This window comes from Streptococcus parasanguinis (genome assembly GCF_009717775.1).
In the GTDB taxonomy this organism is placed as follows: Bacteria; Bacillota; Bacilli; order Lactobacillales; family Streptococcaceae; genus Streptococcus; species Streptococcus parasanguinis_AG.
The window spans coordinates 24,832-48,153 of record NZ_WMZF01000008.1 but is presented as its reverse complement, the minus strand read 5'-3'; the positions used below and the strand labels follow the sequence as shown (position 1 = coordinate 48,153).

Genomic DNA, 23,322 nt, shown 5'->3' with positions numbered 1-23,322 from the left:
CGATGGGACAGAAAGAGATTTATCAACATTTCAATCGCGAAGATCACGAATTTATTGATCGTTGTATTGAATTGTCAGAAAGAGTAATTGAACGCTATTCTGTTGAAGTGACGGGTTTTTTAAACCCTCATCAGGTCGCTATTTTACGAAATGTTGCGGCAAGCTATCAATTACAGGTCTTTGCTTCCAGTGATGAGCAGAAAATGGAGTATGCCAAGGTCATTGTGGCTCCGGATTATTATCAATTGGATCCAAGTGACTTTGATCTGGCCTTAATAGAGATGGCCTATGCTTCCAAATTTCATCACTTGACCCATTCCCAGGTTCTGGGGACCATTGTTCACCAATTAGGAGTGGAGCGCAAGTCTTTTGGAGATATTCTAACGAGTGAAGGAAAGATCCAAGTATTTGTTGAACAGCGTTTTGTTCCCTATTTCATGGATCACATCCAGAAAATTTCTCGTGTGCCTGTTAAGCTTAGGGAAGTTCCTCTATCTGAACAGATTGTTGTAGAGGAAGAAAGCCAGCAGCGAGATATTCTCGTGTCAAGTTTTCGGTTAGACAAGGTGATTGCTGGGACCTTCAGGCTTTCGCGCTCACAAGCCAGTCAGTTGATTAGTTCTGGCTTGGTGAAAGTTAATTATGCGACAACTTCTAATGTTAGCTATGCTGTAGGTTTGAATGATTTAGTCAGTGTCCGACGCTTTGGGCGTCTTAAAATTGTTTCTGAAAATGGTATTTCAAAGAGTGGAAAATATAAAGTAACTGTTGAAGTACTCTTAAGTAAAAAATGAGGAGGAGTTATGGCTCTTACTGCTTTAGAAATTAAAGATAAAACTTTTGGCGTTAAATTTAGAGGGTATGATGCGAACGAAGTAGAAGAATTTCTAGATATCGTTGTTCGCGATTATGAAGATCTTGTTCGTTTAAATCATGATCAAGAAGCAAAAATTCAAGCTCTTGAAGAACGCTTAAACTATTTTGATGAAATGAAAGATTCATTGAGTCAATCTGTTTTGATTGCACAAGATACTGCTGAACGTGTAAAACAAGCAGCTAACGAACGTTCTGAAAATATTGTTCGTCAAGCTGAACAAGATGCACAACATTTAGTAGATGAAGCAAAACAAAAAGCAAATGAAATCCTTCGTCATGCAACGGATAACGCCAAGAAGGTTGCCGTTGAAACAGAGGAGTTGAAGAACAAGACACGCGTCTTCCATCAACGTTTGAAATCAACAATCGAAAGCCAATTGAGCATTATCGATACGCCTGAATGGGATGAAATTCTTCGCCCAACAGCTATGTATATTCAAACAAGTGATGAAGCTTTCCGTGAAATTGTTGAGAAAGCTTTGGGTGAATCTGTTCACCATCATCATGCAGAAGATGAGAACATTGATTTGACTCGTCAATTCTCTCCAGCTGAAATCGAAGAATTGCAAAAACGTATTGAAGCAGCTAACTTAGAATTGGGTGCGACACAAGCGTTTGAAGGTTTGAATGAAAAAGTTCAATCCGCTTTAGAAGAAGCAGAGCACGCTCGTCATGAAAATGAGGAAGTTGTTGCGGTTGAAGAAACTGTTCAACCTGAAGATGATGCAAATCGTGAATCTGTCAATATTTTATAATTTTTGTAAAAACAGGTCCATTAATGATAGGTCTAGCGAGCAGATGATGGTGGAAGATCTGCACTCCCTCTTAATGGATGATCCTTTTACAGTATTCGTTCTGAATCATTGAGTAAGAACGGACGTTTCCCTCGTTACGGGATGAGAGGAGAAAGTCTCTTGCGACTTCTCGAACAAAGGTGGTACCACGAGCAATCGTCCTTTTTAGGATGCTCGTGTTTTTTTTATAGCTTTTTAAATCAATAAGGAGACACAATGAAACTTAAAGAAACATTGAACCTTGGGAAAACAGCCTTTCCAATGCGGGCTGGTCTTCCAACGAAAGAACCAGTTTGGCAAAAAGAATGGGAAGATGCAAAATTGTATCAACGCCGTCAAGAGTTGAATGAAGGAAAACCGCATTTTACACTTCATGATGGCCCTCCCTATGCCAACGGAAACATTCACGTAGGACATGCCATGAACAAGATTTCAAAAGATATCATTGTTCGTTCTAAGTCTATGTCAGGCTTTTATGCCCCTTATATCCCAGGTTGGGATACCCATGGTTTGCCAATTGAGCAAGTCTTGGCTAAACAAGGCGTGAAACGTAAAGAAATGGACTTGGTTGAGTACTTGAAACTTTGCCGTGAATACGCCCTTTCTCAAGTAGATAAACAACGCGAAGACTTCAAACGCTTGGGTGTTTCAGGTGATTGGGATCATCCTTATGTCACCTTGACGCCTGACTATGAAGCAGCGCAAATCCGAGTCTTTGGTGAAATGGCCAATAAAGGCTATATCTATCGTGGAGCGAAGCCAGTTTACTGGTCTTGGTCTTCTGAATCAGCCCTTGCTGAAGCAGAGATTGAATACCATGATTTGGTATCAACTTCTCTTTACTATGCTAACAAAGTTAAAGATGGTAAGGGTGTCCTAGATACAGATACCTACATCGTTGTTTGGACAACAACTCCATTTACGGTTACAGCTTCTCGTGGATTGACAGTAGGTGCAGACTTTGATTATGTCGTAGTGAAACCTGCTGGATCTGATCGTAAGTATGTCGTAGCGTCTGAGCTTTTGCCAAGCCTTTCTGAAAAATTCGGTTGGGAGAATGTTGAAGTCCTTGCTACTTACCAAGGGAAAGAATTGAACCATATCGTTACAGAACACCCATGGGATACGGAAGTTGATGAATTGGTGATCCTTGGTGAGCATGTAACCCTTGATTCAGGTACTGGTATTGTCCATACGGCTCCTGGTTTTGGTGAGGATGACTACAATGTAGGGATTGCAAATGGCCTCGAAGTAGCCGTTACGGTTAACGAACGCGGTATTATGATGGAGAATGCTGGTCCTGATTTTGCAGGTCAGTTCTACGACAAGGTTGTACCAACGGTTATTGAGAAACTTGGCGATTTACTTCTTGCTCAAGAAGAAATCTCTCACTCCTACCCATTTGACTGGCGGACGAAAAAACCAATCATCTGGCGTGCCGTGCCACAGTGGTTCGCTTCTGTATCAAAATTCCGTCAAGATATCTTGGACGAAATTGAAAAAGTGAAATTCCACTCAGAATGGGGGAAAGTGCGTCTTTATAACATGATTCGTGACCGTGGTGACTGGGTCATCTCTCGTCAACGTGCATGGGGAGTTCCACTTCCAATCTTCTATGCTGAAGATGGCACACCAATCATGACAGCTGAAACCATCGAACATGTAGCTCAACTCTTTGAAGAGCACGGATCAATCGTCTGGTGGCAACGTGATGCCAAAGACCTCTTGCCAGAAGGATTTACCCATCCAGGTTCACCAAATGGTGAGTTCAAAAAAGAAACAGATATCATGGATGTCTGGTTCGACTCAGGTTCATCATGGAATGGGGTCGTGGTTAACCGTCCAGAACTCAAATACCCAGCAGATCTTTACCTAGAAGGTTCAGACCAATACCGTGGTTGGTTTAACTCATCACTTATCACCTCTGTAGCGAACCATGGCGTAGCACCTTACAAGCAAATCTTGTCTCAAGGTTTCACATTAGATGGTAAAGGTGAGAAGATGTCTAAATCTCTTGGGAATACCATTGCTCCAAGCGATGTTGAAAAGCAATTTGGTGCGGAAATCTTGCGTCTCTGGGTGACTAGTGTAGACTCAAGTAACGACGTACGTATCTCAATGGATATCTTGAGCCAAGTCTCTGAAACTTATCGTAAGATCCGTAACACGCTTCGTTTCTTGATTGCTAACACATCTGACTTTAACCCAGCTGAGGATGCAGTCGCTTATGAAGAACTTCGTTCTGTTGATAAGTACATGACCATCCGCTTTAACCAGCTTGTTAAGACCATCCGTGACGCTTATGCAAACTTCGAATTCTTGACGATTTATAAGGCTTTGGTTAACTTTATCAATGTTGATCTGTCAGCCTTCTACCTTGATTTTGCCAAAGATGTTGTCTACATTGAAGGAGCTAAATCACTTGAACGCCGTCAGATGCAAACAGTCTTCTATGACATCCTTGTGAAAATCACTAAACTCTTGACGCCAATTCTTCCTCACACTGCTGAAGAAATCTGGTCATACCTTGAGTTTGAAGCAGAGGATTTTGTTCAATTATCAGAATTGCCAGAAGCAGAAACGTTTGCCAACCAAGAAGAAATCTTGGATACTTGGTCAGCCTTCATGGACTTCCGTGGTCAAGCTCAAAAAGCCTTGGAAGAAGCACGTAATGAAAAAGTGATTGGTAAATCTCTTGAAGCTCATTTGACAGTTTATCCAAATGAAGTGGTGAAAACACTTCTTGGAGCTGTTGATAGCAATGTCGCTCAACTCTTGATTGTTTCTGAGTTGACCATTGCAGAAGGTTCAGCTCCAGAAGGTGCAGTGGCCTTCGAAGATGTTGCCTTCACTGTTGAACGTGCAGCTGGTGAAGTTTGTGACCGTTGCCGTCGTATCGATCCATCAACTGCAGAACGCCACTACCACGCAACCATCTGTGATCACTGTGCAAGCATTGTCGAAGAGAACTTTGCGGACGCAGTCGCAGAAGGATTTGAAGCAAAATAATAAGAAGTGAAAAATCGCAGGGAGAGAGTCTCCTTGCGACTTTTCAATAAAGAGGAAGTTATGTGGTACCAGAAAGAATTTAAGGAACTAGAACTGAAAGAGTTTTACGAGATCGTTCAGCTGCGATTAGAGACCTTTGTCGTGGAACAAACTAGGATCTACAATGATCTCGATGATATTGATTATCGATCTATCCATCTTTTTCATCAAAATAGGGAAGGACGTGTGGATGCCTATGCACGTATCTTTGAGACAGGGGCTACGATTCATTTTGGCAGAGTGGCTGTTTCCAAAGGTAGCCGTGGTCGAGGACTGGGAAAAGACATGGTAGAGCAGATTTTGGACCTGTGTGAACAGAGATTTCCTGGACGGACCATTGAAATTGAGGCTCAAGAACAGGTGGTCGGCTTGTATGAAAAATTAGGTTTTCAAACGGTGAGCAAGCCCTTTATCTTGGCTTCTACCTCCCACGTAAAAATGGTCTTTCAGAAATAAAGAATCCTTTCATCTCATAATCGAGGTGAAAGGTTTTTTTTTGGAAAAAGATACCAAAGAAAAAAGCAAGGCAAATTGGCCTTACTTAGTAATTGGAAAGGAAATTTCAATTAGTTTATCGGAGTAGAGGGTTTTAATAGCGGATTGGTCAATGTTTTGAAGATCAATCTTACGTTTTAAAAAGAACTCACGAATTAATTCTACTTCAGTTTCACGAATAGCACGGTGTTTGTTACTGATCAATAATTCATAGTGGGTTGGGGCTTGTGTAAAAACAACATCAGTATTGCCCGCGGAATAAACCTCGACAAGCAAGGCGTCAGTGCTGGCAAGTTGGCTCTTGACCAGTGCAGCATGACTATTGGTGGTATTAATGAGCTTCATATGAGTTCCTCCTGACCTCTATCTTCATTTATTATAGCACTTTTTTTTATTTTGTGAAAGAAGTCCTTTAGTTTTTATGGGCAATTTTCCACTGTTCAATGCCCCATTTATGACTGCCTCGTTTGAGTTTTTCGATCGCTGCCTCTACTGGGAACCAAGCAAGATTGTTAAAATCTTCCAGTGGTTTTTGAGTTTCTGTGTAGTCGACGACTTCATAAATATAGGCAGGATTGTAGTAGTAGGTATCCCGGTGGCTAGAATAAAAATACTCGTCTGCTTGGCCATAGTATCGCCCTAAAATAGCAGTAAAGCCTAATTCTTCGATCAGTTCCCGCTTCAGAGCTTGCAGGTGATCTTCACCCGCCTCGATTTCCCCGCCAGGTAAGAACCAAGCTCCATTTGGAGCTTGAACGAGGATGATCTGATCCTGGTCCTTATTGGAAATAACAGCGTAGACACCATAGCGATTGACGTAGGTCACATCTTGTTTTTTTTCACCAAAACTTGGAATGGTCATGGTTTTCTCTTTTCTTATTTTTTCATCATTATATCATATTTTTTAGCAAAAATCTGGAGGGAAAAAAGAAAGAGACTGGGACAAAAGTCCTAGCCTCTCAATTATTATTGGATTGTCGAGCAAGACGCAGTGGTTGAGTGGGCTCTACTACGTTGATTTCATCAGCTTTTACAGCCCTACTCAACTGTGCGGAGGTGGGACGACGAAATCGAATTCTAACGAATTACCGATTTCTGTCCCACTCTCTGAATGTACATTTACTGATTATGATTCTAACTTCTTTTCAGCCGTCTTGTGAACTGCTTTGATACTAATATTCCCATTGCTGGTCATGACTGCTTTGAGTTGTTTCTCACTTGGATGTTCTAGGTAATAATCGGTAATGGCATCTTCGATATGGTCTTGGATGGTACGACGGAGTGGGCGGGCCCCCATTTTTGGATCGTATCCCAGATCAACCAATTTTTCTTTGACCTTCTCTGTCACATCCAGATGAATCTCATTTTGTGCGAGACGTTGATTGACTTCATCGAGCATGAGGGTAACGATTTGGAGAAGGTTTTCTTTTGATAGAGGTTGGAATTCAATGATGCCATCAAAACGGTTCATGAATTCAGGGCTAAAGAAGTTCCCGAGTTCTCCAAGTACAGAGTTGGTTCGACCTTCGCGAGCAGCTCCAAAACCAACATTGGCCTCAGCTTTGCCAGTTCCAGCATTAGAGGTCATGATGATAATGGTATCTTTGAAGCTAACGGTACGGCCTTGACCATCTGTCAAACGGCCATCATCCAAGACTTGCAAGAACATGTGCATGACATCTGGATGGGCTTTTTCCACTTCATCCAATAACACGAGGGAGTAAGGATTGCGACGGACCTTTTCCGTTAGTTGTCCGGCTTCATCGTAGCCAACATAGCCTGGAGGAGCTCCGACTAGTTTCGCTACGCTATGTTTTTCCATGTATTCGCTCATGTCAAAGCGGATCATATTGTCTGCAGAGCCAAAGAGCTCGATCGCCAATTGTTTAGACAATTCGGTCTTTCCGACACCGGTTGGTCCGACAAAGAGGAAGCTTCCGATCGGACGGTTAGGAGATCCTAGGCCGACACGATTGCGTCGAATGGCTTTCGCGATTTTATCTACTGCATCGTCTTGACCAATCACATGAGCTTTCAAATCAGAAGCCAGATTGATCAATTGAGACTGTTCTTTTTCTTTCAAATCACCAACAGGAATATTGGTCTTTTGTTCAACGATGTGTTCAATCGTTTTTTCGCTGATGACAGGAGTCTCTTGATCTGTGACATGTTGTCCTTGCATTTCCTTGTATTTCGCGATTTGGTCACGGAAGTAGGCTGCTTTTTCAAAGTCTTCTTCGCGGGTTGCTTGAGCTTTGAGGTTTTCAGCTTCAATCAAGCGCTGATCGATAACCTTTGGATCCACAAAGTTCAGGGTCAAATTCATTTTAGACCCGGCTTCATCCAACAAATCAATGGCCTTGTCTGGCAGGAAGCGATCTTGGATGTAGCGGTTTGAAAGAATAGCTGCCGCTTCGATGGCCCCGTCTGTATAGTGAACGTGGTGGTAGTCTTCGTATTTTTTCTGGATGCCTTTGAGGATGGTGATGGTTTCTTCAACCGTTGGCTCATCGACCTTAACGGGTTGCATCCGACGTTCCAAGGCCGCATCTTTTTCAATGATGCGGTATTCATTGAGGGTAGTAGCACCGACCAATTGGAGTTCACCACGCGCCAAGGCTGGTTTGAGGATATTTCCAGCGTCCATATTGCCTTCGCCAGCAGATCCTGCGCCAACAATTTCATGGATTTCGTCGATGAAAAGAATCACATCTTCACGTTGACGAATTTCATCCATTAATTTTTGCATGCGTTCTTCGAATTGACCACGAATACCTGTGCCTTGAACGAGGCTGACGACGTCTAGGCGGATAACTTCTTTTCCTTGCAATTTATGAGGAACGTCTCCATCGACGATTTTTTGGGCCAAGCCTTCCACAACGGCAGTTTTTCCGACCCCAGGTTCTCCGATCAGAACCGGATTGTTCTTGGTTCGACGGTTGAGAATTTCGATGACACGGATAATTTCTTCATCACGGCCGATGACAGGGTCAATATCCCCTTTGCGGGCAATTTCTGTGACATTGATACCGAATTCTTCTAATAGTCCTTTAGGCTTTTGAGGGCGAGCTTGACGTGGGTCTTGACTGCCGCTACGGTTATTGTTTTGGCCGTAACCGCCACCTCCATAACTGCCTCCAGATTGAGTTGGAGGTGTTTGAGGTTCTTGTGGACTTTGGAAGTTTCCAAGGTTATTGAAGAAATCTTCGAAAGGATCTCCAGTCAGTTGGCTCCGTTGGGTCATACCTTTCAAGAAGCTGTTATTTGGGTCTGTTTTCATAATTTTATAGCAATTTTGACAGAGGTCTACTTGCTGCTGGCGTCCATTTACATTTGTATATAAATGGATGGTTGATTCATTTATTTTACAATTTTGACAAAGCATATACATACCTCACAGTAGGTTTTTGATGGTCTTCCATCAACAGACGAGCCTATTTTTAAAAGGTCAAAAATAGTCAAAGATTTATAGTTTCATTATATCAGTATTCTAGAAGTTTGCAAGAATTTGCTACGAAATGTCGCTTAGGAATACTGAAGAAAGCAAATCAATGGAAAAATGTGAATTTTTATTGGAAGAGCTTTCTCTTTTATGATAAAATAGGAGAGTAGAAAGTAAAGAGGAGAAATAAAATGGAATCACATTTAGTACGGATTATCAACCGTTTGGAGACGATGACAAAAGACGGTGGAAACTTAAAACGTAATTTTGAACGTGACGGTGTTGTTGTCGCTGAAGTAGCCTACAACCACAATGAAGAAGAAGGTTCAACCTTTACACTTCGTGATGTTGAAGCGCGTGAAACCTATACTTTTGACAGCATTGATTTAATTGCAATGGAAATTTATGAATTGCTTTACTAAGCAACTGAGTGGATGAGTTTGGGGTGGTCTCAAGCTCATTTTTTGTCCATCTGGCTATAGTTTGCGTCTATAAGAAATTCTAAATAGGAACAGTTAGGTTTGAGACTTGAAATCTGCTATAATAGAGAGGACTATTTTCATTACTTGACTAGAAAGAGAATTGACATGACGACAATCATTGATGGGAAGGCGCTCGCTACAAAATTACAGGGTGAGATTGCAGAGAAAACAGTACGATTAAAAGAAGAGACAGGGGTTGTACCTGGCCTTGTTGTCATCGTAGTAGGAGATAATCCAGCCAGCAAGATTTATGTAAGAAATAAAGAGCGTTCTGCTATTGCGGCAGGCTTTCGCAGTGAAGTGAGACAACTTCCTGAAAATATCAGCCAAGATGAATTATTAGAAGTGATCGAACACTACAATCAAAATCCCCTTTGGCATGGGATTTTGGTGCAGTTACCACTGCCTAAGCATATCGATGCGGATGCGGTTCTTTTAGCGATTGATCCGACCAAGGACGTGGATGGCTTTCATCCATTGAATATGGGGCGTTTATGGGCTGGAAATCCTATTATGGTGCCATCGACGCCTGCTGGGATCATGGAGATGTTCAAAGAGTATGGGATTGATCTAGAAGGGAAGCGTGCAGTCGTGATTGGTCGTTCCAATATCGTTGGAAAACCTATGGCGCAGTTGCTCCTCGCCAAAAATGCCACGGTAACCTTGACCCATTCCCGGACCCATCATCTGCCTAAAATCGCTAAAAGAGCGGATATCCTGGTTGTGGCGATCGGTCGTGCAAAATTTGTAACAGCAGACTTCGTGAAAGAAGGCGCCGTCGTCATTGACGTCGGGATGAATCGTGATGAGAATGGCAAATTGTGTGGGGATGTCGATTTTGACTCCGTTGCCCCTTTGGCCAGTCATATTACTCCGGTACCAGGAGGGGTTGGTCCTATGACCGTTACCATGCTGATGGAGCAGACCTACGAAGCAGCTGTTCGTACCTTAAAAAAATGAAAGTGTGAGCGAGATGAAGTTTGTCTTTGATTTAGATGGAACCTTGTCATTCGATGGTGTTACAATCGATGATGAAATTAAACAGGTCTTATTGAGAGCAGAAGAATTTGGCCATGAAGTTGCCTTTGCTTCTGCACGTTCTTATCGGGATTGCTTAGGCCTTTTAGGGGATCAACTGAGCCATCAACTCGTGATTGGCTTAAATGGCGGGTTAGCTTATCGTCAGGGGCAACTGGTTTATGAGGATCAATTGGACAAGGATGTATATCGAGAAGTCCTTGGTTTTTGTCGCCATTACAATCTACCATTTTTTGTGGACGATACCTTTGATTATAGTGGTCAGATTTTGGAAAAGATTCCTTTTATTGCGAATGTGGATCCCCTCAAAAAAGCCCAGTATCGTTCTTTAGAGGACCTGACGGACCCGATTAAGGTTGTGATCTATATGGGGGCCCATGAGGAATTGGTAGATGAAATCATCGAGCGAATTGAAAAGACCAATAAGGCCCACATTCGTTATCATGCTCATGAAAAATGTATCTATCTCAATCCAACAAACACTCATAAAGCGACAACAGTAGAAGAACTCTGTGGAGAAAATTTCGTGGCTTTTGGTAATGATCAAAACGATATTGAGCTCTTTGAAAAAGCTCTTTATGCAGTTCAGATTGGTGATTTTCCATCCCTTCGGCCTTACGCGGATGATCAATTAGTGGCCAAGCAAAATCATCCACAAGCTGTTGCTGCTAAGATCTTGCAAGTCTTCGCAGAATTTAGAGGAAAATAAAAGAAGGAGGGGGAGTCGTGGCTTCTCCTTTTTCGCTAGAAATGAGGAAGGTATGAAAAGAGTTCAGAAAGAAGAGATCCAGCGCGTCATTGTGAAGCGCCCAATGACGTCATATAAGGGAGATTTTGGTCGTCTGCTCCTGATTGGAGGAACCTATCCCTATGGGGGAGCCATCATTATGGCAGCGATCGCTGCGGTTCATAGTGGGGCGGGCTTGGTCACTGTTGCAACAGATCCTGACAATCTGACGGCCCTTCATGGCCATCTTCCTGAAGCTATGGGCTTTGATCTAGCGGATCATGAACTCCTTTGTGAGCAAGTGCAAAAAGCTAGCGTGATTTTAGTAGGGCCGGGCTTAAAGGAATCTAATGAAAACCAAGGAGTCTTACAAATGATTTTTGAGCAGGTCTCTAGGCATCAGGTTCTGATTTTAGATGGAGGTGCTATTAGTCTTTTTGCAACCTCTCAATTTGACTTGCCAGAAGCTCAGTTGGTCTTTACCCCTCATCAAAAAGAATGGGAAAAACTATCGGGACTTGATCTAGCAAGCCAGACAGAAGAAAAGAGCCAAAGAGCAGTACAGAACTTTCCTGAAGGGACTGTCATAGTAGAAAAGGGGCCTCACACACGAATTTGGACAAGTGGGCAAGAAGTGGGCTATCAGCTAGATGTTGGTGGTCCCTACCAAGCAACAGGTGGCATGGGAGATACCTTGGCAGGGATGATCGCGGGGTTTGCAGGTCAATTTCCACAGGTTGGACTCTATGAGCGCGTGGCAGTCGCGACCTACCTTCATTCAGCGATTGCTGAAGACTTGAGCAAGGAGGCTTATGTGGTTTTACCGACAACCATCAGCAAAGAAATTCCCAAATGGATGAAGAAGTGGAGTGACAAATTAAACGAAAATGTTGTAAATAAAACGTTTTCATGATAGTATGGATGAAAGGAGGTGAAAAAATGAATGAGCAAAAAAAATCGATTACCATGAAAGATGTTGCAGCAGAAGCTGGAGTTAGTGTTGGGACAGTCTCTCGTGTCATCAATAATGAAAAAGGCATTAAAGAGGTGACCTTAAAAAAAGTTCAACAAGCAATTGAAAAACTTTCTTATGTCCCAGATGAATATGCGAGAGGATTAAAAACGAATCGTAGTAATATTATTGCTTTACTCATTCCAACTATATGGCATCCTTTCTTTTCTGAATTTGCTTATCATGTTGAAAAAGCACTATTAAAAAATCAATATAAATTATTAATTTGTAATGCGGATAAAGATTCTAAAAATGAGATAGAATACATAAAATTACTTGAGAAAAATAAAGTAGATGGGATTATAGGGATCACCTATTCAGATATTGATAAGTATGTCTCATCAAATTTACCTTTTGTCAGTATTGACCGTCATTTTTCTGAAAATGTCTATTACGTAACTTCTGAAAATTTTCATGGTGGTCAACTAGCTTGTCGCGAATTAGTCAAACGCGATTGTCAAAATCTAGCTTACATTAGTGGTGTGAACAAACATTTGAATGAAACAACGGAACGGGGGAGAGGTTTCAAAGCGGAGGCTAAACAGAAAAATACGAACCTTTATTGTCTTGAAATGCCGGAACCACTGAATCAAGTAGAAGAGCAAATAAGAACCTTTTTTGAAAAGCATCCTCAGATTGATGGGATTTTCACAGTAAATGATTTTATGGCCCTTCGTGTGATAAAAGTTTTAGGGGAGATGGGAAAAATTCCTATAGAAGATTATCAGATTATTGGTTTTGATGGATTAAGACCAGCTTTTGATCAACCTTACTTACTTTCTACAATTGTTCAACAAATAGCTCAGATGGCTCAAGCAGCAGTTGAACTATTGCTTAAATTAATTCGTGAAGAAAAAATAGACCAGAATGTCATTAGTTTACCGGTACATTTTTTTGAAGGAAACACAACAAAAAAATTATAAAAAGTGCTTGACAAATTATGAAAGCGCTGTTATAATTTAGTCATAAAATGAAACGTTTCAAAAAAACTCAGCTATCTTAGTTTGAGTTAAAAAATCAATAAAAAATGAAACGTTTCAAAAAGGAGGACGCTATGCGTAAAGGTATTAAGTTATCTGTAGTTGCAGCACTATCATTAGGATTGCTTGCAGGATGTGGTGGGGGATCAAAATCCAAAACTGCAAGTTCTTCGGACGAAATAAAAGTCTGGGTTCAATTCTCAGATGAAACAGCTGAGGGAAAAGCTTGGCAACAAGTTGTTGATAATTTCAACAAGTCAAAGAAAACCAAATACAAGGTTGTGACAGAATATATTCCACGTAGTGGTAGCGGTGGAGGATATGAAGATAAGGTCAACGCTGCTATTACGACAAATAGTTTACCAGATGTTATTACGCTAGATGGACCAAATACTGCTGCCTATGCAAAATCAAAAGTGATTGCTCCCTTGGATGATTATCTAAAGGACAATGACATGGATGATGTACTGGACAGTATTAAACAACAGGGAACTTATGATGGTAAATTCTATGCGTTTGGTTTTTCTGAATCAAATGTAGGTGTATACTATAACAAGAAGATGTTTAAGGAAGCTGGGATTGATGAAGCGAGTTTGCCAACCCTTGAAAAACCATGGACATGGTCTGAGTTTAATGCTATTGCTAAGAAATTAAAAGATCATTTTAATAAACCAGCAATCGATTTCCGTTTGAATTCAAATGATGAGATGTTACCATATGCTTATATGCCCCTTATTTGGTCAAATGGTGGTTCTGTTGTAAATTCTAAAGGAACAAAAGCTGAAGGTTACTTCAATAGTAAGGAAAGTGTTGAAGCTGTTCAATTTATTCAAAATCTAGTAAAAGAGGATTACACTACAGTTAGTCCTGTTGAAAAAGGATTTGAAACAGGTGAGTATCCGATGGTTCTAAGCGGGTCTTGGACGATTGGGGATCTACAAACAAATTACAAAGATATTGATTTTGGTATTCTTCCTTATCCAGTTTCAGATAAAACGAAGAAATTGGTCTCACCTTCAGGTAGTTGGCAATTAGCTGTTACAACAAAATCTGATAAAAAAGAAGCTGCTGCTGAATTTGTTAAGTTTGCAACAAATACAGAATCTAGTGAAATTATAAGCTTGGGGAACAGTGTTCTTCCAATCAGAAAATCAACAATTAAAAATATTAAGGATAAAGTATCTGAACCATTGCGCTTCTTGATGGAACAAAATGCTGTATCAGCCCATCCTCGTCCTGTTGTAGTAGCTTATCCACAAGTTTCACGCGCTTTCCAACAAGCGATGCAAGATATCAGCTATTATAAAGATAATCCAGATGTACAAAAAGTATTAGATGCTCGTACGAAAGAAATGCAAACAGCAATCGACCAATCTTTAAATAAATAGTTGATATTCAAAAGGTGGAAGGAAAGTTATGAAATGTACCTTCCACCTTATTTTATTTAATGATTTCATCTTAGGAGACGAACAATGAGCGAAACAAAGAAAGTCGAAACAAAAAAGAAAGAACGTCTTAAAGAAAATATTATGGGCTATAGCTTTTTAGCTCCAGCCTTAGTATTACTTTTTATCTTTTTGGTGATACCTGTTGGTATGGTCATCTATTATGCCTTTACAGATTATTACCTATTGACCCCAGAGGACAGAAAATTTGTAGGGTTACAAAATTTCATGCGCTTAGCACAAGATCCGATCTTTATAAAAAGCTTCCTGAATACCTTGAAATTTGTTGTTTGGATTATTCCAGTACAACTTGGGGCAGCCCTTGGTATGGCTTTAATCGTAAATAAGAAACGTAAAGGAAACATGTTCTTTAAGGTAGCATTCTTTGCTCCTGTTGTGATGTCTCTCGTGGTTATCTCTATCCTTTGGCTATACTTGTTAAATCCAAATAATGGTTTGCTTAATGCCCTACTGAATAAAATTGGTATTTCTTCACAACCATTCTTGACAAGTCCAAAACAGGCCATGTATGCAATTGTATTTGTTTCTGCATGGCAAGGTGCAGGCTATCAAATGTTGTTATTCCTTGGAGGAATGCAAAATATTCCACAAGATGTTTATGAGGCAGCAGAGTTGGATGGATTTTCAAAATGGGCTCAATTCAGATACATCACAATGCCTTTATTGAAACCAACTGCCTTATTTGTACTCTTGACGACATTGATTTCAGCATTTAAATTGATTGTGCAACCAATGGTCATGACTCAAGGTGGACCACTAAACTCAACAATTACAATGGTATATTATATTTACCAACAAGGTTTCACAGACCGTCTCGTTGGTTATTCAAGTTCTATTGCCTTAGTATTTACAACATTGATTGGTATGATCAGTCTTGTACAACGGCGAGTTTTGAAGGAGGACGATTAGGATGAAACGTTTAAAACCGACTTCTATTTTAGAATATATTTTATTAATTCTATTAGCAGGCCTCTTTCTATTTCCTATGATCTGGATGGTGGTTTCAGCAATGAAGCCAGAAGCAGATGTGTATAAGAATTTAACAAGTTGGAAAGCTTTCTTACCTAGTTTTAATCCAGCTGATTGGTTTAAACCTTACCAAGAAGTTCTTTCACGTTTTAGTATTCTAACATACTTAGGGAACAGTATTTTTTATGCAGGAACATTTGCACTGGGGTCTATTATAGTAAATGCCTTAGCGGGATTTGCATTTGCAAAAATTAATTTTACAGGTAAAAAAATTCTATTTGGCTTTTTATTGGCATTGTTAATCATTCCGATTGAAACAGTGTTGATTCCTCAATTTACAATTATTAATTCCCTTGGCTTAGTCAATAATCGTTTAGCGGTTATTATTCCTGGATTAGCTAGTGTCTTTAATATCTATCTTTTCCGGAACTTCTTTATTGCCATTCCAGAAGAAATTATCGAATCTGCAAAAATAGATGGTGCAAGTATCCTGCGGATCTTTTTCAAGATTATGTTGCCGATGTCGAAACCAGCAGTTGCAACAGTCGGTGTTCTTTCCTTTATTTCTAGTTGGAATGATTATATCTGGCCGTTGATGGTGTTAACAGATTCTTCAAAATTTTCAATGCAGGTAGCGATTACAACCATTAATACAACTCAACCAGTTTATATCAATCAAGTAATGGCTGTTTTGACAATTTCTACAATTCCACTTATTCTAGTATATATCGTAGCACAAAAATATATTATTCAAGGTTTAGGTGGGTCTGGAACAGGTATTAAGTAGGTGATAAGGATGAAGGAAACTATTCGAAAAGCGAATCAGTATATCGATGAAAATAGGGAGAAGGTTGACCAGCAATATAGAGGATCCTTTCACTTACTACCTCCAATTGGCTGGATGAACGATCCTAATGGCTTTGTTTATTTCCGCGGAGAATACCATTTGTTTTACCAATTCTATCCCTATGATAGTGTTTGGGGGCCCATGCATTGGGGGCATGCCAAATCAAAAGATCTTCTCCATTGGGAAGAACTGCCAGTAGCATTAGCGCCAAGTGAAAGCTATGATAAGGATGGCTGCTTCTCGGGTAGTGCTATCGTGAAAGACGACAAGCTCTACTTGCTGTATACGGGTCATGTAGACGATGAGGAAAAGCGCGAAGAAACTCAGTGTCTTGCGGTATCGACGGATGGCATTACCTTTGAAAAAATCCCCACTAATCCAGTGATTCATGTGGAGCATATTGATGGTATCGCAGATATTGCTGATTTTCGTGATCCCAAAGTCTTTGAATACCAAGGAAGCTATTATACTGTAGTTGCTTCCAAAACAGTAGATGATCGAGGGCAAATTCTCTTGTTTGCATCAAGTAATCTAGAGGACTGGAGCTTTAAATCAGTCTTACTGGAAGGTGAAAAAGGGCAAGGTATCATGTGGGAATGTCCGGATTTCTTCCCCTTAGATGGTAAATGGGTCTTGATTCTGTCTCCCATTGAAATGGAAAGACAGCAAGAAAAATACTGGAATTTAAATTCGACTGTTGCCTTTATCGGTGACATGAATTGGGAAACGGGTCAGTTTGTTGTCGATTCATATGATGAAATTGATGGTGGCTTGGACTTCTATGCTCCTCAAACTTGTCAAGGACCAAATGGCGAACGATACATGGTTGCTTGGATGCAAATGTGGCAACGTTCCATCCCTAGTCATGACTTAGGTCATGGTTGGGCAGGAAGCATGACGGTTCCTAGAAAATTAGGTTTGAGAGACGGAAGATTGGTTCAGGAATTACCTGAGTCTGTGAAAGATCACTTCCTTGTAGAGAATGCGCCAGAAACCATTGTGAAGGGCAATCAAATCACGATCCCAGCTAGAGGAAAACAAACCTTGTTTGAGATAGGTGCTAAATCAGGTCGCTCCTTTATCCTAAGCTATGGGAATGAATCTGATGCTGATAGTGCCTTGCAATTGATTTACGATGCCTCCAATAAACGCTTTAGCTTGAGTCGAGACCAATTTGGATACCTCATTTCTGGAAAAGAAAGCCCAGAAATTCAATCAAGATGGATTCAGTTGGATGGTGAAAAGGATCATCATTTCTCGATTCTTCGAGATACCAACTCAATTGAAGTATTCGTGGATGGTAAAACTCTATCAATGACCTTTTATGAAACGACTGAGAACCCTGTCTATACCTTCAAAGCAGATGAAGGGGTCGATTTAGTTGTAAAAACATATCAAAAATAGGTATATAAAAATCTCCTAAAGAACAAAGAGACAAGTCCTGAGACTTGTCTTTTTGTTGTATCCTAAATAGGTTTTGAGTTTCATCGAAGAAAATTTAGGAATTGGCCTCATGACCGATCTGACTCTCTTTCCAGAATATCCAAATCTTGTCAAAATTCCGCTGGTTGAAGAGGAAAAAACAGTCTTCTATATTAGTTATGCCTACCCAAATGAAGGGGAACCCCAAGCACTTCTTAGCTCCTTTATTGAACGATTAGAGAAGTGTGAAAAATAGGGAAGCTGGTTTAAAATAGACCAGTAGAAAGTGACTTGAATAAAATGAGGTTTGGAGAGAAAGGAAATTCATGATTTCGCTTTGTCTGCCAGCCTTTTTTGGTGTTTTTTGGTATAATTAAACTTGATCATATTCTGTAGAAAGGAGTTCCTATGTCCAACTATTTATCCGTATCCAGTCTGACCAAATACCTCAAGTTAAAATTTGATAAGGACCCCTATTTGGAGCGGGTCTATTTGACAGGTCAGGTCTCAAATTTTCGGAAGCGTCCCAATCACCAGTATTTCTCTCTAAAGGATGAAAAGGCTGTGATTCAGGCGACTGTTTGGGCTGGGATCTATAAGAGTTTTGGCTTTGAGCTAGAAGAAGGCATGAAGATCAACGTCATTGGTCGGATTCAGCTTTATGAACCAAGTGGGAGTTATTCCATTGTCATCGAAAAGGCGGAGCCAGATGGGGTAGGGGCCTTAGCCATCCAATTTGAGCAACTTAAGAAAAAGCTGACCGAAGAAGGGCTTTTTCAGGATCGGTGGAAGCAAGCTCTACCACAATTCCCAAGAAAGATCGGGGTGGTCACTAGTCAAAGTGGGGCCGTGATTCGCGATATTATCACAACGGTGAGCCGTCGTTTTCCTGGTGTGGACATCGTGCTCTACCCGACCAAGGTCCAGGGAGAAGGCGCTACAAGTGAGGTGGTTGCTAATATCCAGAAGGCCAATGCTCGGACGGACCTAGATGTCTTGATCATCGGTCGTGGGGGTGGTTCGATTGAAGACCTCTGGGCCTTTAATGAAGAGCCGGTTGTGCGGGCTATTTTTGAGTCTAGGATTCCCATTATTTCCAGTGTGGGACATGAGACAGACACGACTCTAGCAGATTTTGTAGCGGACCGACGAGCCGCTACTCCGACAGCAGCCGCTGAATTAGCCACTCCGGTGACGAAATTAGATCTCTTGTCGCATTTACAAAAGCAGGAGAATCGCATGGCAACAGCCATGTCCAATCGTTTAGCCTATAATCGTGAACGTTTGGCCAAATTAAGTCAATCGGTTATTTTTAGACAGCCCGAGAGACTCTATGATGGCTACCTGCAAAAGATTGACCAGTTGCAATTGCGATTGAAACAAGGGATGCGCGAAGTTTATGGACAAGGGGACATTCAGCTGCAAGGTCTGCGTCATCGCTTAGAAGCTACGTCTCCTTTGCATCGCATCGAGCGCTACCAAGACCGCCTGCTCCAAGATAAGAGAATCTTAACCAACCGAATGGAACAAGTCCTAAAAGAGCAAAAGATCAAGGTACAAGGCTTATCAGAAGCCCTCTTGATGCTTGATACCAGTCGGATTATTGCGCGTGGCTATGCCATGGTTAAGGAAGGGGATCAGGTACTAGATTCGGTTGCAAAAGTAACAGAAGGGGACCCGCTGTCACTCATCATGAGAGATGGCCAGTTAGAAGTAGAGGTAAAACATGTCGAAAGAAAAGAAATTTGAAGAAAATTTAGCAGATTTGGAAGCCATCGTCCAAAAATTGGAAAGTGGGGATGTGGCTCTTGAAGAAGCTATTACAGAATTCCAAAAAGGAATGAAGTTGTCAAAAGAATTGCAAGATACCTTGGATCAAGCAGAGAAAACCTTGGTCAAGGTCATGCAGGCAGATGGTACTGAAGCGGATCTAGCATGAGACAAGAAGAAAAACGAAATAGAGTAGAGCAAGCAGTTCGCTCTTTTTATGAGGAGAAAGCCGTCGCCCCCCATTTAGTGGAGTCGGTCCTGTATTCGATCCAGGCAGGCGGAAAACGCCTGCGCCCCATGCTCCTTCTAGAATTGTTAGAGGCCTTTGGACTGGAATTGACGGAGGCTCACTTTCAAGTGGCAGGAGCTTTGGAGATGATCCATACAGGAAGCCTTATTCACGATGATCTGCCTGCCATGGACAATGACGATTACCGTCGGGGACAATTGACCAATCATAAGAAATTCGGAGAAGACCTGGCGATTTTAGCAGGGGATGCGCTTTTTCTCGATCCCTTTGGGATGATAGCTGCGAGTGCCCTTCCTGATGCGGTCAAGGTCTCTTTGATCCTTGAATTGTCGGATGCATCCGGAAGTCGTGGAATGGTAGCTGGCCAAGTCCTTGATATGGAAGGGGAGCACAAACAGCTAACTCTAGCAGAGTTGCAGACTATCCATGCCAATAAGACAGGACGCCTCCTTGCCTATCCTTTCATCGCAGCCGGTTTGATTTTAGAGTTGCAAGCAGACATTGGTCGGCTCTTAGAAAAAATCGGGAAAAAATTAGGCCTGGCTTTTCAAGTGCGGGATGATATTTTGGATTTGGTCGCTGATTTTGAAGCTTTGGGGAAGACCCCTCAAAAGGACTTGGTAGCTGAAAAATCGACCTATCCAGCCCTGTTGGGATTGGAAGAATCAAAAGCTTTGCTGACAAGTGAATTAGACGCTTGCGAGGACTTGTTGGATCAGATTACAGCTGCTTGCGACTTTGATCCGCGAGCGATCAAGAAATTAATAGAAGGATTACGAATAGATGGCTAAGGAAAGAGTGGATGTATTAGCCTATAAACAAGGCCTATTTGATACCCGCGAACAAGCCAAAAGAGGGGTGATGGCAGGCCTTGTCGTTGCCGTTATCAATGGTGAGCGCTTTGATAAACCGGGTGAAAAAATTGATGAAGCAACCGAGTTGAAATTAAAAGGTGAAAAGCTCAAATATGTCAGCCGGGGCGGTCTTAAATTAGAAAAAGCCTTGAACCACTTCGGTTTATCTGTAGAGGGTAAAATTGCGATTGATATCGGGGCTTCTACAGGTGGCTTTACAGATGTCATGCTGCAAAATGGAGCCAGCCAGGTCTTTTCGGTGGATGTCGGGACCAATCAGTTGGCCTGGAAATTGCGCAATGATCCTCGGGTGGTCTCGATGGAGCAGTTCAATTTCCGCTATGCCGAGCCAGATGATTTTGAAGCGACACCGAGCTTTGCGAGTATCGATGTCAGCTTTATTTCCTTGGACTTGATTCTGCCAGCCCTTCACCGGATTTTGGCAGATAATGGACAAGTCGTGGCCTTGGTGAAACCTCAGTTTGAAGCAGGGCGCGAGCAGATCGGAAAAAATGGGATCATTAAGGATCCTAAGATTCATTTAGCGGTCCTTAAAAAGGTCGCTACATTTGCAGGAACGCATGGCTTTGCGGTAAAGGGAGTGGATTATTCCCCTATCCAAGGAGGTCATGGCAACATCGAATTTTTGATGTATCTAGAAAAAAAAGAAGAGAAAACAAAGCCAACTACAGAGCAGCTGGAGGCTGTTGTGGAGCTGGCACACAAGGAATTTAAACATGAAGAGTAAGAATATCAGATTAGAAAAAATTCGTCGCTTCATTCGCGATCATGAAGTGGGGACGCAAGAAGAGATCGTCGAACATTTGAAAGAAGAAGGCATCTCAGCAACCCAAGCGACGGTATCACGGGATATCAAAGAATTGGGCATCGTAAAACGTCCTCTCAAAGATATGACCTATGTCTATGAATTGCCACGTAAGCACCACCAAGGGATTGGGATGATTGAAAGCAATATCTTGTCTCATCGTCGCATGGGAGAATATGTCAATTTCACCATGGTTCCAGGGACGGCTCCTCTAGTCAAACGTCGCTTGCGGGAGATTTATAAGGAGCATATCTTTAGTATTGTTGCAGATGATGATACGATCTTGTTGATTGCTTATTCCGCACCAGAAGCAGAGAATATCCTCAAATCAATCTTTGGGTGGTAAGAGCCTATGCTATTAGAAATTTCGATTAAGAACTTTGCCATTATCGAAGAGATTTCCTTAAATTTTGAAAAGGGAATGACGGTACTGACAGGGGAAACAGGTGCAGGGAAATCCATCATTATCGATGCCATGAACATGATGCTGGGAAGCCGCGCAACGACGGATGTCATCCGACACGGAGCCCCAAAAGCGGAAATCGAAGGGCTCTTTACCGTTGAGAGCAATCGACACCTGACAGCTCTCTTTGAAGAGCAAGGACTAGAGTGGACCGATGAATTGATCATTCGCCGAGAGATCCTGCAAAATGGACGAAGTGTCAGCCGGATCAATGGACAAATGGTGAATTTGTCTGTCTTAAAGGCAGTCGGTCAACATTTGGTGGATATCCATGGCCAGCATGATCAGGAAGAACTCATGCGGCCCCAATTGCATATCGCCATGCTGGATGAATTTGGGGATGCAGCCTTTTTCCAAACCAAAGACGCTTATCGTCAGACTTTTGAAGACTACAAACGCCTGCGCAAACAAGTGGTGGAACTCCAGCGCAACCAGCAGGAAAACAAGGCTCGTATCGAGATGTTGGAGTTTCAAATTGCAGAGATTGAGGCAGCTGCCTTGGAAGTGGATGAGGACCTGCGTCTGGAGCAAGAACGCCAACGCCTGCTCAATCACAAGATGATTGCTGATACCCTAACCAATGCCTATACCATGCTGGATGCAGAAGAGTTTTCGAGCCTCTCCAATGTTCGCTCAGCCATGAATGATCTGGAAAGCATTGAAGAATATGATCCCAGCTACAAAGAGCTCTCAAGCCAGTTATCGGAAACCTTCTATGCCCTTGAGGATATTACCAAGCGCTTAGAAGATGTGGTCGATGGTCTGGAGTTTGATGGCAATCGCCTCATGCAGGTGGAATCTCGTTTGGATTTGATCCACTCCATCACGCGCAAGTATGGTGGCCAAGTCAAGGACGTATTGGAATACCTGGCGCAAATCACCAAAGAATATAGCCTTCTCACCGGAAGTGATCTCTCGTCTGAGGACTTGGAAAAAGAACTCAAACGTCTAGAAAAGAGTTTGGTCACCTTGGCTCAAGATTTGAGTGATCAACGGCATGACCTAGCTCAAGATTTGGAAAATGAAATCCAGCAAGAATTGGCAGATCTCTACATGGACAAGGCGCGTTTTCAAGTGCGTTTTAGCAAGGCTAAGTTTAATCGTGAGGGAAATGAAGCTGTCGAATTTTACATTTCGACCAACCCAGGTGAGGATTTTAAACCCCTTGTCAAGGTAGCATCCGGCGGAGAATTGTCACGCTTGATGTTGGCCATTAAGTCGGCTTTTTCTCGAAAAGAAGGAAAAACCAGTATTGTCTTTGACGAGGTGGATACAGGAGTCTCTGGGCGCGTGGCTCAAGCCATCGCAGCGAAAATTCACAAGATTGGTCAAAATGGCCAAGTGCTTGCCATTTCTCACCTGCCTCAAGTCATTGCTGCAGCAGATTATCAATTCTATATTGAGAAAATCAGCGATGAACACTCAACTGTATCTACTGTTCGTTTGCTCAATAGAGAAGAACGAATCGAAGAAATTGCCAAGATGCTGGCAGGAGAGGATCTAACGGAAGCTGCCCGTCAACAAGCAGAGCAACTTCTCAAGCGATAAGAGAAAGAAGGTT

The 23,322-nt window shown here is 41.8% G+C and carries 23 protein-coding genes; 20 read left to right on the top strand and 3 right to left on the bottom strand.

Translation table 11 applies throughout. The features are described 5' to 3' along the window. The first annotated feature begins 2 nt into the window (after window positions 1-2). From GMC92_RS09170 to GMC92_RS09155, 4 genes are all read left to right on the top strand, one after another. On the top strand, window positions 3-794 hold the full coding sequence (locus GMC92_RS09170; RefSeq protein ID WP_155200231.1) for a YlmH family RNA-binding protein: 792 nt from the start codon (window positions 3-5) through the stop codon (window positions 792-794). Between the two features lie 9 nt (window positions 795-803). Next, on the top strand, window positions 804-1,631 hold the full coding sequence (locus tag GMC92_RS09165) for a DivIVA domain-containing protein (protein WP_155200230.1): 828 nt from the start codon (window positions 804-806) through the stop codon (window positions 1,629-1,631). A 255-nt stretch (window positions 1,632-1,886) separates the two neighbouring features. Further along, window positions 1,887-4,679: an isoleucine--tRNA ligase gene (ileS, locus tag GMC92_RS09160; RefSeq protein ID WP_155200229.1), complete on the top strand. Its 2,793-nt coding sequence runs from the start codon at window positions 1,887-1,889 to the stop codon at window positions 4,677-4,679. A gap of 60 nt (window positions 4,680-4,739) precedes the next feature. After that, a complete protein-coding gene (locus tag GMC92_RS09155) occupies window positions 4,740-5,174 on the top strand; it encodes a GNAT family N-acetyltransferase (RefSeq protein WP_155200228.1) in 435 nt (144 codons plus the stop codon). Between the two features lie 81 nt (window positions 5,175-5,255). On the opposite strand, the gene GMC92_RS09150 is transcribed toward GMC92_RS09155, so the two are convergent. The 3 genes from GMC92_RS09150 to GMC92_RS09135 form a co-directional block, all read right to left on the bottom strand. Beyond that, complete coding sequence (locus tag GMC92_RS09150) at window positions 5,256-5,558, bottom strand: DUF1827 family protein (RefSeq protein ID WP_021152773.1); 303 nt, start codon at window positions 5,556-5,558, stop codon at window positions 5,256-5,258. Between the two features lie 67 nt (window positions 5,559-5,625). Then, on the bottom strand, window positions 5,626-6,075 hold the full coding sequence (locus GMC92_RS09145) for an NUDIX hydrolase (protein ID WP_155200227.1): 450 nt from the start codon (window positions 6,073-6,075) through the stop codon (window positions 5,626-5,628). Window positions 6,076-6,339: 264 nt separating this feature from the next. Further along, window positions 6,340-8,598 (bottom strand): ATP-dependent Clp protease ATP-binding subunit, encoded by a 2,259-nt coding sequence (locus GMC92_RS09135; RefSeq protein WP_155200226.1) that lies wholly within the window; start codon window positions 8,596-8,598, stop codon window positions 6,340-6,342. Window positions 8,599-8,846: 248 nt separating this feature from the next. Here GMC92_RS09135 and GMC92_RS09130 point away from each other — a divergent pair, with 248 nt between their 5' ends. The 16 genes from GMC92_RS09130 to recN all read left to right on the top strand — a co-directional run bounded on the left by GMC92_RS09130 (window position 8,847) and on the right by recN (window position 23,309). Then, window positions 8,847-9,077, top strand: coding sequence for a DUF1797 family protein (locus GMC92_RS09130; RefSeq protein WP_003005989.1), 231 nt, complete (start codon window positions 8,847-8,849; stop codon window positions 9,075-9,077). A 165-nt stretch (window positions 9,078-9,242) separates the two neighbouring features. Then, window positions 9,243-10,097: a bifunctional methylenetetrahydrofolate dehydrogenase/methenyltetrahydrofolate cyclohydrolase gene (locus GMC92_RS09125; RefSeq protein WP_173019417.1), complete on the top strand. Its 855-nt coding sequence runs from the start codon at window positions 9,243-9,245 to the stop codon at window positions 10,095-10,097. Window positions 10,098-10,110: 13 nt separating this feature from the next. Then, the gene (locus GMC92_RS09120) at window positions 10,111-10,884 is read left to right on the top strand and encodes an HAD-IIB family hydrolase (protein ID WP_155200224.1); all 774 of its coding nucleotides are present in this window, start codon (window positions 10,111-10,113) and stop codon (window positions 10,882-10,884) included. 52 nt (window positions 10,885-10,936) lie between these two features. Beyond that, on the top strand, window positions 10,937-11,815 hold the full coding sequence (locus GMC92_RS09115) for an NAD(P)H-hydrate dehydratase (protein WP_155200223.1): 879 nt from the start codon (window positions 10,937-10,939) through the stop codon (window positions 11,813-11,815). Between the two features lie 26 nt (window positions 11,816-11,841). Next, complete coding sequence (locus GMC92_RS09110) at window positions 11,842-12,837, top strand: LacI family DNA-binding transcriptional regulator (RefSeq protein ID WP_049514237.1); 996 nt, start codon at window positions 11,842-11,844, stop codon at window positions 12,835-12,837. Window positions 12,838-12,968: 131 nt separating this feature from the next. After that, complete coding sequence (locus GMC92_RS09105; RefSeq protein ID WP_118095804.1) at window positions 12,969-14,282, top strand: ABC transporter substrate-binding protein; 1,314 nt, start codon at window positions 12,969-12,971, stop codon at window positions 14,280-14,282. 84 nt (window positions 14,283-14,366) lie between these two features. After that, window positions 14,367-15,269 (top strand): carbohydrate ABC transporter permease, encoded by a 903-nt coding sequence (locus GMC92_RS09100; RefSeq protein WP_023917471.1) that lies wholly within the window; start codon window positions 14,367-14,369, stop codon window positions 15,267-15,269. A gap of 1 nt (window position 15,270) precedes the next feature. Further along, window positions 15,271-16,116, top strand: a complete 846-nt coding sequence (locus GMC92_RS09095; protein WP_023917473.1) for a carbohydrate ABC transporter permease — start codon at window positions 15,271-15,273, stop codon at window positions 16,114-16,116. 9 nt (window positions 16,117-16,125) lie between these two features. Further along, complete coding sequence (locus tag GMC92_RS09090; RefSeq protein ID WP_118396899.1) at window positions 16,126-17,580, top strand: glycoside hydrolase family 32 protein; 1,455 nt, start codon at window positions 16,126-16,128, stop codon at window positions 17,578-17,580. Window positions 17,581-17,689: 109 nt separating this feature from the next. Then, window positions 17,690-17,854 carry a type 2 periplasmic-binding domain-containing protein gene (locus tag GMC92_RS09085; RefSeq protein ID WP_024055990.1) on the top strand — a complete coding sequence of 55 codons (165 nt, stop codon included), beginning with the start codon at window positions 17,690-17,692 and terminating at the stop codon, window positions 17,852-17,854. Between the two features lie 152 nt (window positions 17,855-18,006). Beyond that, on the top strand, window positions 18,007-19,347 hold the full coding sequence (xseA, locus tag GMC92_RS09080; RefSeq protein ID WP_155200222.1) for an exodeoxyribonuclease VII large subunit: 1,341 nt from the start codon (window positions 18,007-18,009) through the stop codon (window positions 19,345-19,347). Beyond that, window positions 19,325-19,537: an exodeoxyribonuclease VII small subunit gene (locus GMC92_RS09075; protein WP_003006013.1), complete on the top strand. Its 213-nt coding sequence runs from the start codon at window positions 19,325-19,327 to the stop codon at window positions 19,535-19,537. Before xseA ends, GMC92_RS09075 begins: the two co-directional genes overlap by 23 nt. Continuing rightward, a complete protein-coding gene (locus GMC92_RS09070) occupies window positions 19,534-20,409 on the top strand; it encodes a polyprenyl synthetase family protein (RefSeq protein WP_049486560.1) in 876 nt (291 codons plus the stop codon). The genes GMC92_RS09075 and GMC92_RS09070 overlap by 4 nt, the downstream gene beginning before the upstream one ends. Next, window positions 20,402-21,220: a TlyA family RNA methyltransferase gene (locus GMC92_RS09065; RefSeq protein ID WP_155200221.1), complete on the top strand. Its 819-nt coding sequence runs from the start codon at window positions 20,402-20,404 to the stop codon at window positions 21,218-21,220. Before GMC92_RS09070 ends, GMC92_RS09065 begins: the two co-directional genes overlap by 8 nt. Beyond that, entirely contained in the window at window positions 21,210-21,644 is a 435-nt protein-coding gene (locus tag GMC92_RS09060) for an arginine repressor (RefSeq protein ID WP_003006022.1), read from the top strand. The genes GMC92_RS09065 and GMC92_RS09060 overlap by 11 nt, the downstream gene beginning before the upstream one ends. A 6-nt stretch (window positions 21,645-21,650) precedes the next feature. After that, window positions 21,651-23,309, top strand: a complete 1,659-nt coding sequence (gene recN / locus GMC92_RS09055) for a DNA repair protein RecN (RefSeq protein ID WP_125826184.1) — start codon at window positions 21,651-21,653, stop codon at window positions 23,307-23,309. The last annotated feature ends 13 nt before the right edge of the window (window positions 23,310-23,322 follow it).

Excerpts from the sequence above, each read along its gene's own strand:
- GMC92_RS09170 (WP_155200231.1), top strand. The coding sequence starts at position 3 with ATGGGACAGAAAGAGATTTATCAACATTTCAATCGCGAAGATCACGAA.
- GMC92_RS09165 (WP_155200230.1), top strand. The coding sequence starts at position 804 with ATGGCTCTTACTGCTTTAGAAATTAAAGATAAAACTTTTGGCGTTAAA.
- ileS (WP_155200229.1), top strand. The coding sequence starts at position 1,887 with ATGAAACTTAAAGAAACATTGAACCTTGGGAAAACAGCCTTTCCAATG.
- GMC92_RS09155 (WP_155200228.1), top strand. The coding sequence starts at position 4,740 with ATGTGGTACCAGAAAGAATTTAAGGAACTAGAACTGAAAGAGTTTTAC.
- GMC92_RS09150 (WP_021152773.1), bottom strand. The coding sequence starts at position 5,558 with ATGAAGCTCATTAATACCACCAATAGTCATGCTGCACTGGTCAAGAGC.
- GMC92_RS09145 (WP_155200227.1), bottom strand. The coding sequence starts at position 6,075 with ATGACCATTCCAAGTTTTGGTGAAAAAAAACAAGATGTGACCTACGTC.
- GMC92_RS09135 (WP_155200226.1), bottom strand. The coding sequence starts at position 8,598 with ATGCTTTGTCAAAATTGTAAAATAAATGAATCAACCATCCATTTATAT.
- GMC92_RS09130 (WP_003005989.1), top strand. The coding sequence starts at position 8,847 with ATGGAATCACATTTAGTACGGATTATCAACCGTTTGGAGACGATGACA.
- GMC92_RS09125 (WP_173019417.1), top strand. The coding sequence starts at position 9,243 with ATGACGACAATCATTGATGGGAAGGCGCTCGCTACAAAATTACAGGGT.
- GMC92_RS09120 (WP_155200224.1), top strand. The coding sequence starts at position 10,111 with ATGAAGTTTGTCTTTGATTTAGATGGAACCTTGTCATTCGATGGTGTT.
- GMC92_RS09115 (WP_155200223.1), top strand. The coding sequence starts at position 10,937 with ATGAAAAGAGTTCAGAAAGAAGAGATCCAGCGCGTCATTGTGAAGCGC.
- GMC92_RS09110 (WP_049514237.1), top strand. The coding sequence starts at position 11,842 with ATGAATGAGCAAAAAAAATCGATTACCATGAAAGATGTTGCAGCAGAA.
- GMC92_RS09105 (WP_118095804.1), top strand. The coding sequence starts at position 12,969 with ATGCGTAAAGGTATTAAGTTATCTGTAGTTGCAGCACTATCATTAGGA.
- GMC92_RS09100 (WP_023917471.1), top strand. The coding sequence starts at position 14,367 with ATGAGCGAAACAAAGAAAGTCGAAACAAAAAAGAAAGAACGTCTTAAA.
- GMC92_RS09095 (WP_023917473.1), top strand. The coding sequence starts at position 15,271 with ATGAAACGTTTAAAACCGACTTCTATTTTAGAATATATTTTATTAATT.
- GMC92_RS09090 (WP_118396899.1), top strand. The coding sequence starts at position 16,126 with ATGAAGGAAACTATTCGAAAAGCGAATCAGTATATCGATGAAAATAGG.
- GMC92_RS09085 (WP_024055990.1), top strand. The coding sequence starts at position 17,690 with ATGACCGATCTGACTCTCTTTCCAGAATATCCAAATCTTGTCAAAATT.
- xseA (WP_155200222.1), top strand. The coding sequence starts at position 18,007 with ATGTCCAACTATTTATCCGTATCCAGTCTGACCAAATACCTCAAGTTA.
- GMC92_RS09075 (WP_003006013.1), top strand. The coding sequence starts at position 19,325 with ATGTCGAAAGAAAAGAAATTTGAAGAAAATTTAGCAGATTTGGAAGCC.
- GMC92_RS09070 (WP_049486560.1), top strand. The coding sequence starts at position 19,534 with ATGAGACAAGAAGAAAAACGAAATAGAGTAGAGCAAGCAGTTCGCTCT.
- GMC92_RS09065 (WP_155200221.1), top strand. The coding sequence starts at position 20,402 with ATGGCTAAGGAAAGAGTGGATGTATTAGCCTATAAACAAGGCCTATTT.
- GMC92_RS09060 (WP_003006022.1), top strand. The coding sequence starts at position 21,210 with ATGAAGAGTAAGAATATCAGATTAGAAAAAATTCGTCGCTTCATTCGC.
- recN (WP_125826184.1), top strand. The coding sequence starts at position 21,651 with ATGCTATTAGAAATTTCGATTAAGAACTTTGCCATTATCGAAGAGATT.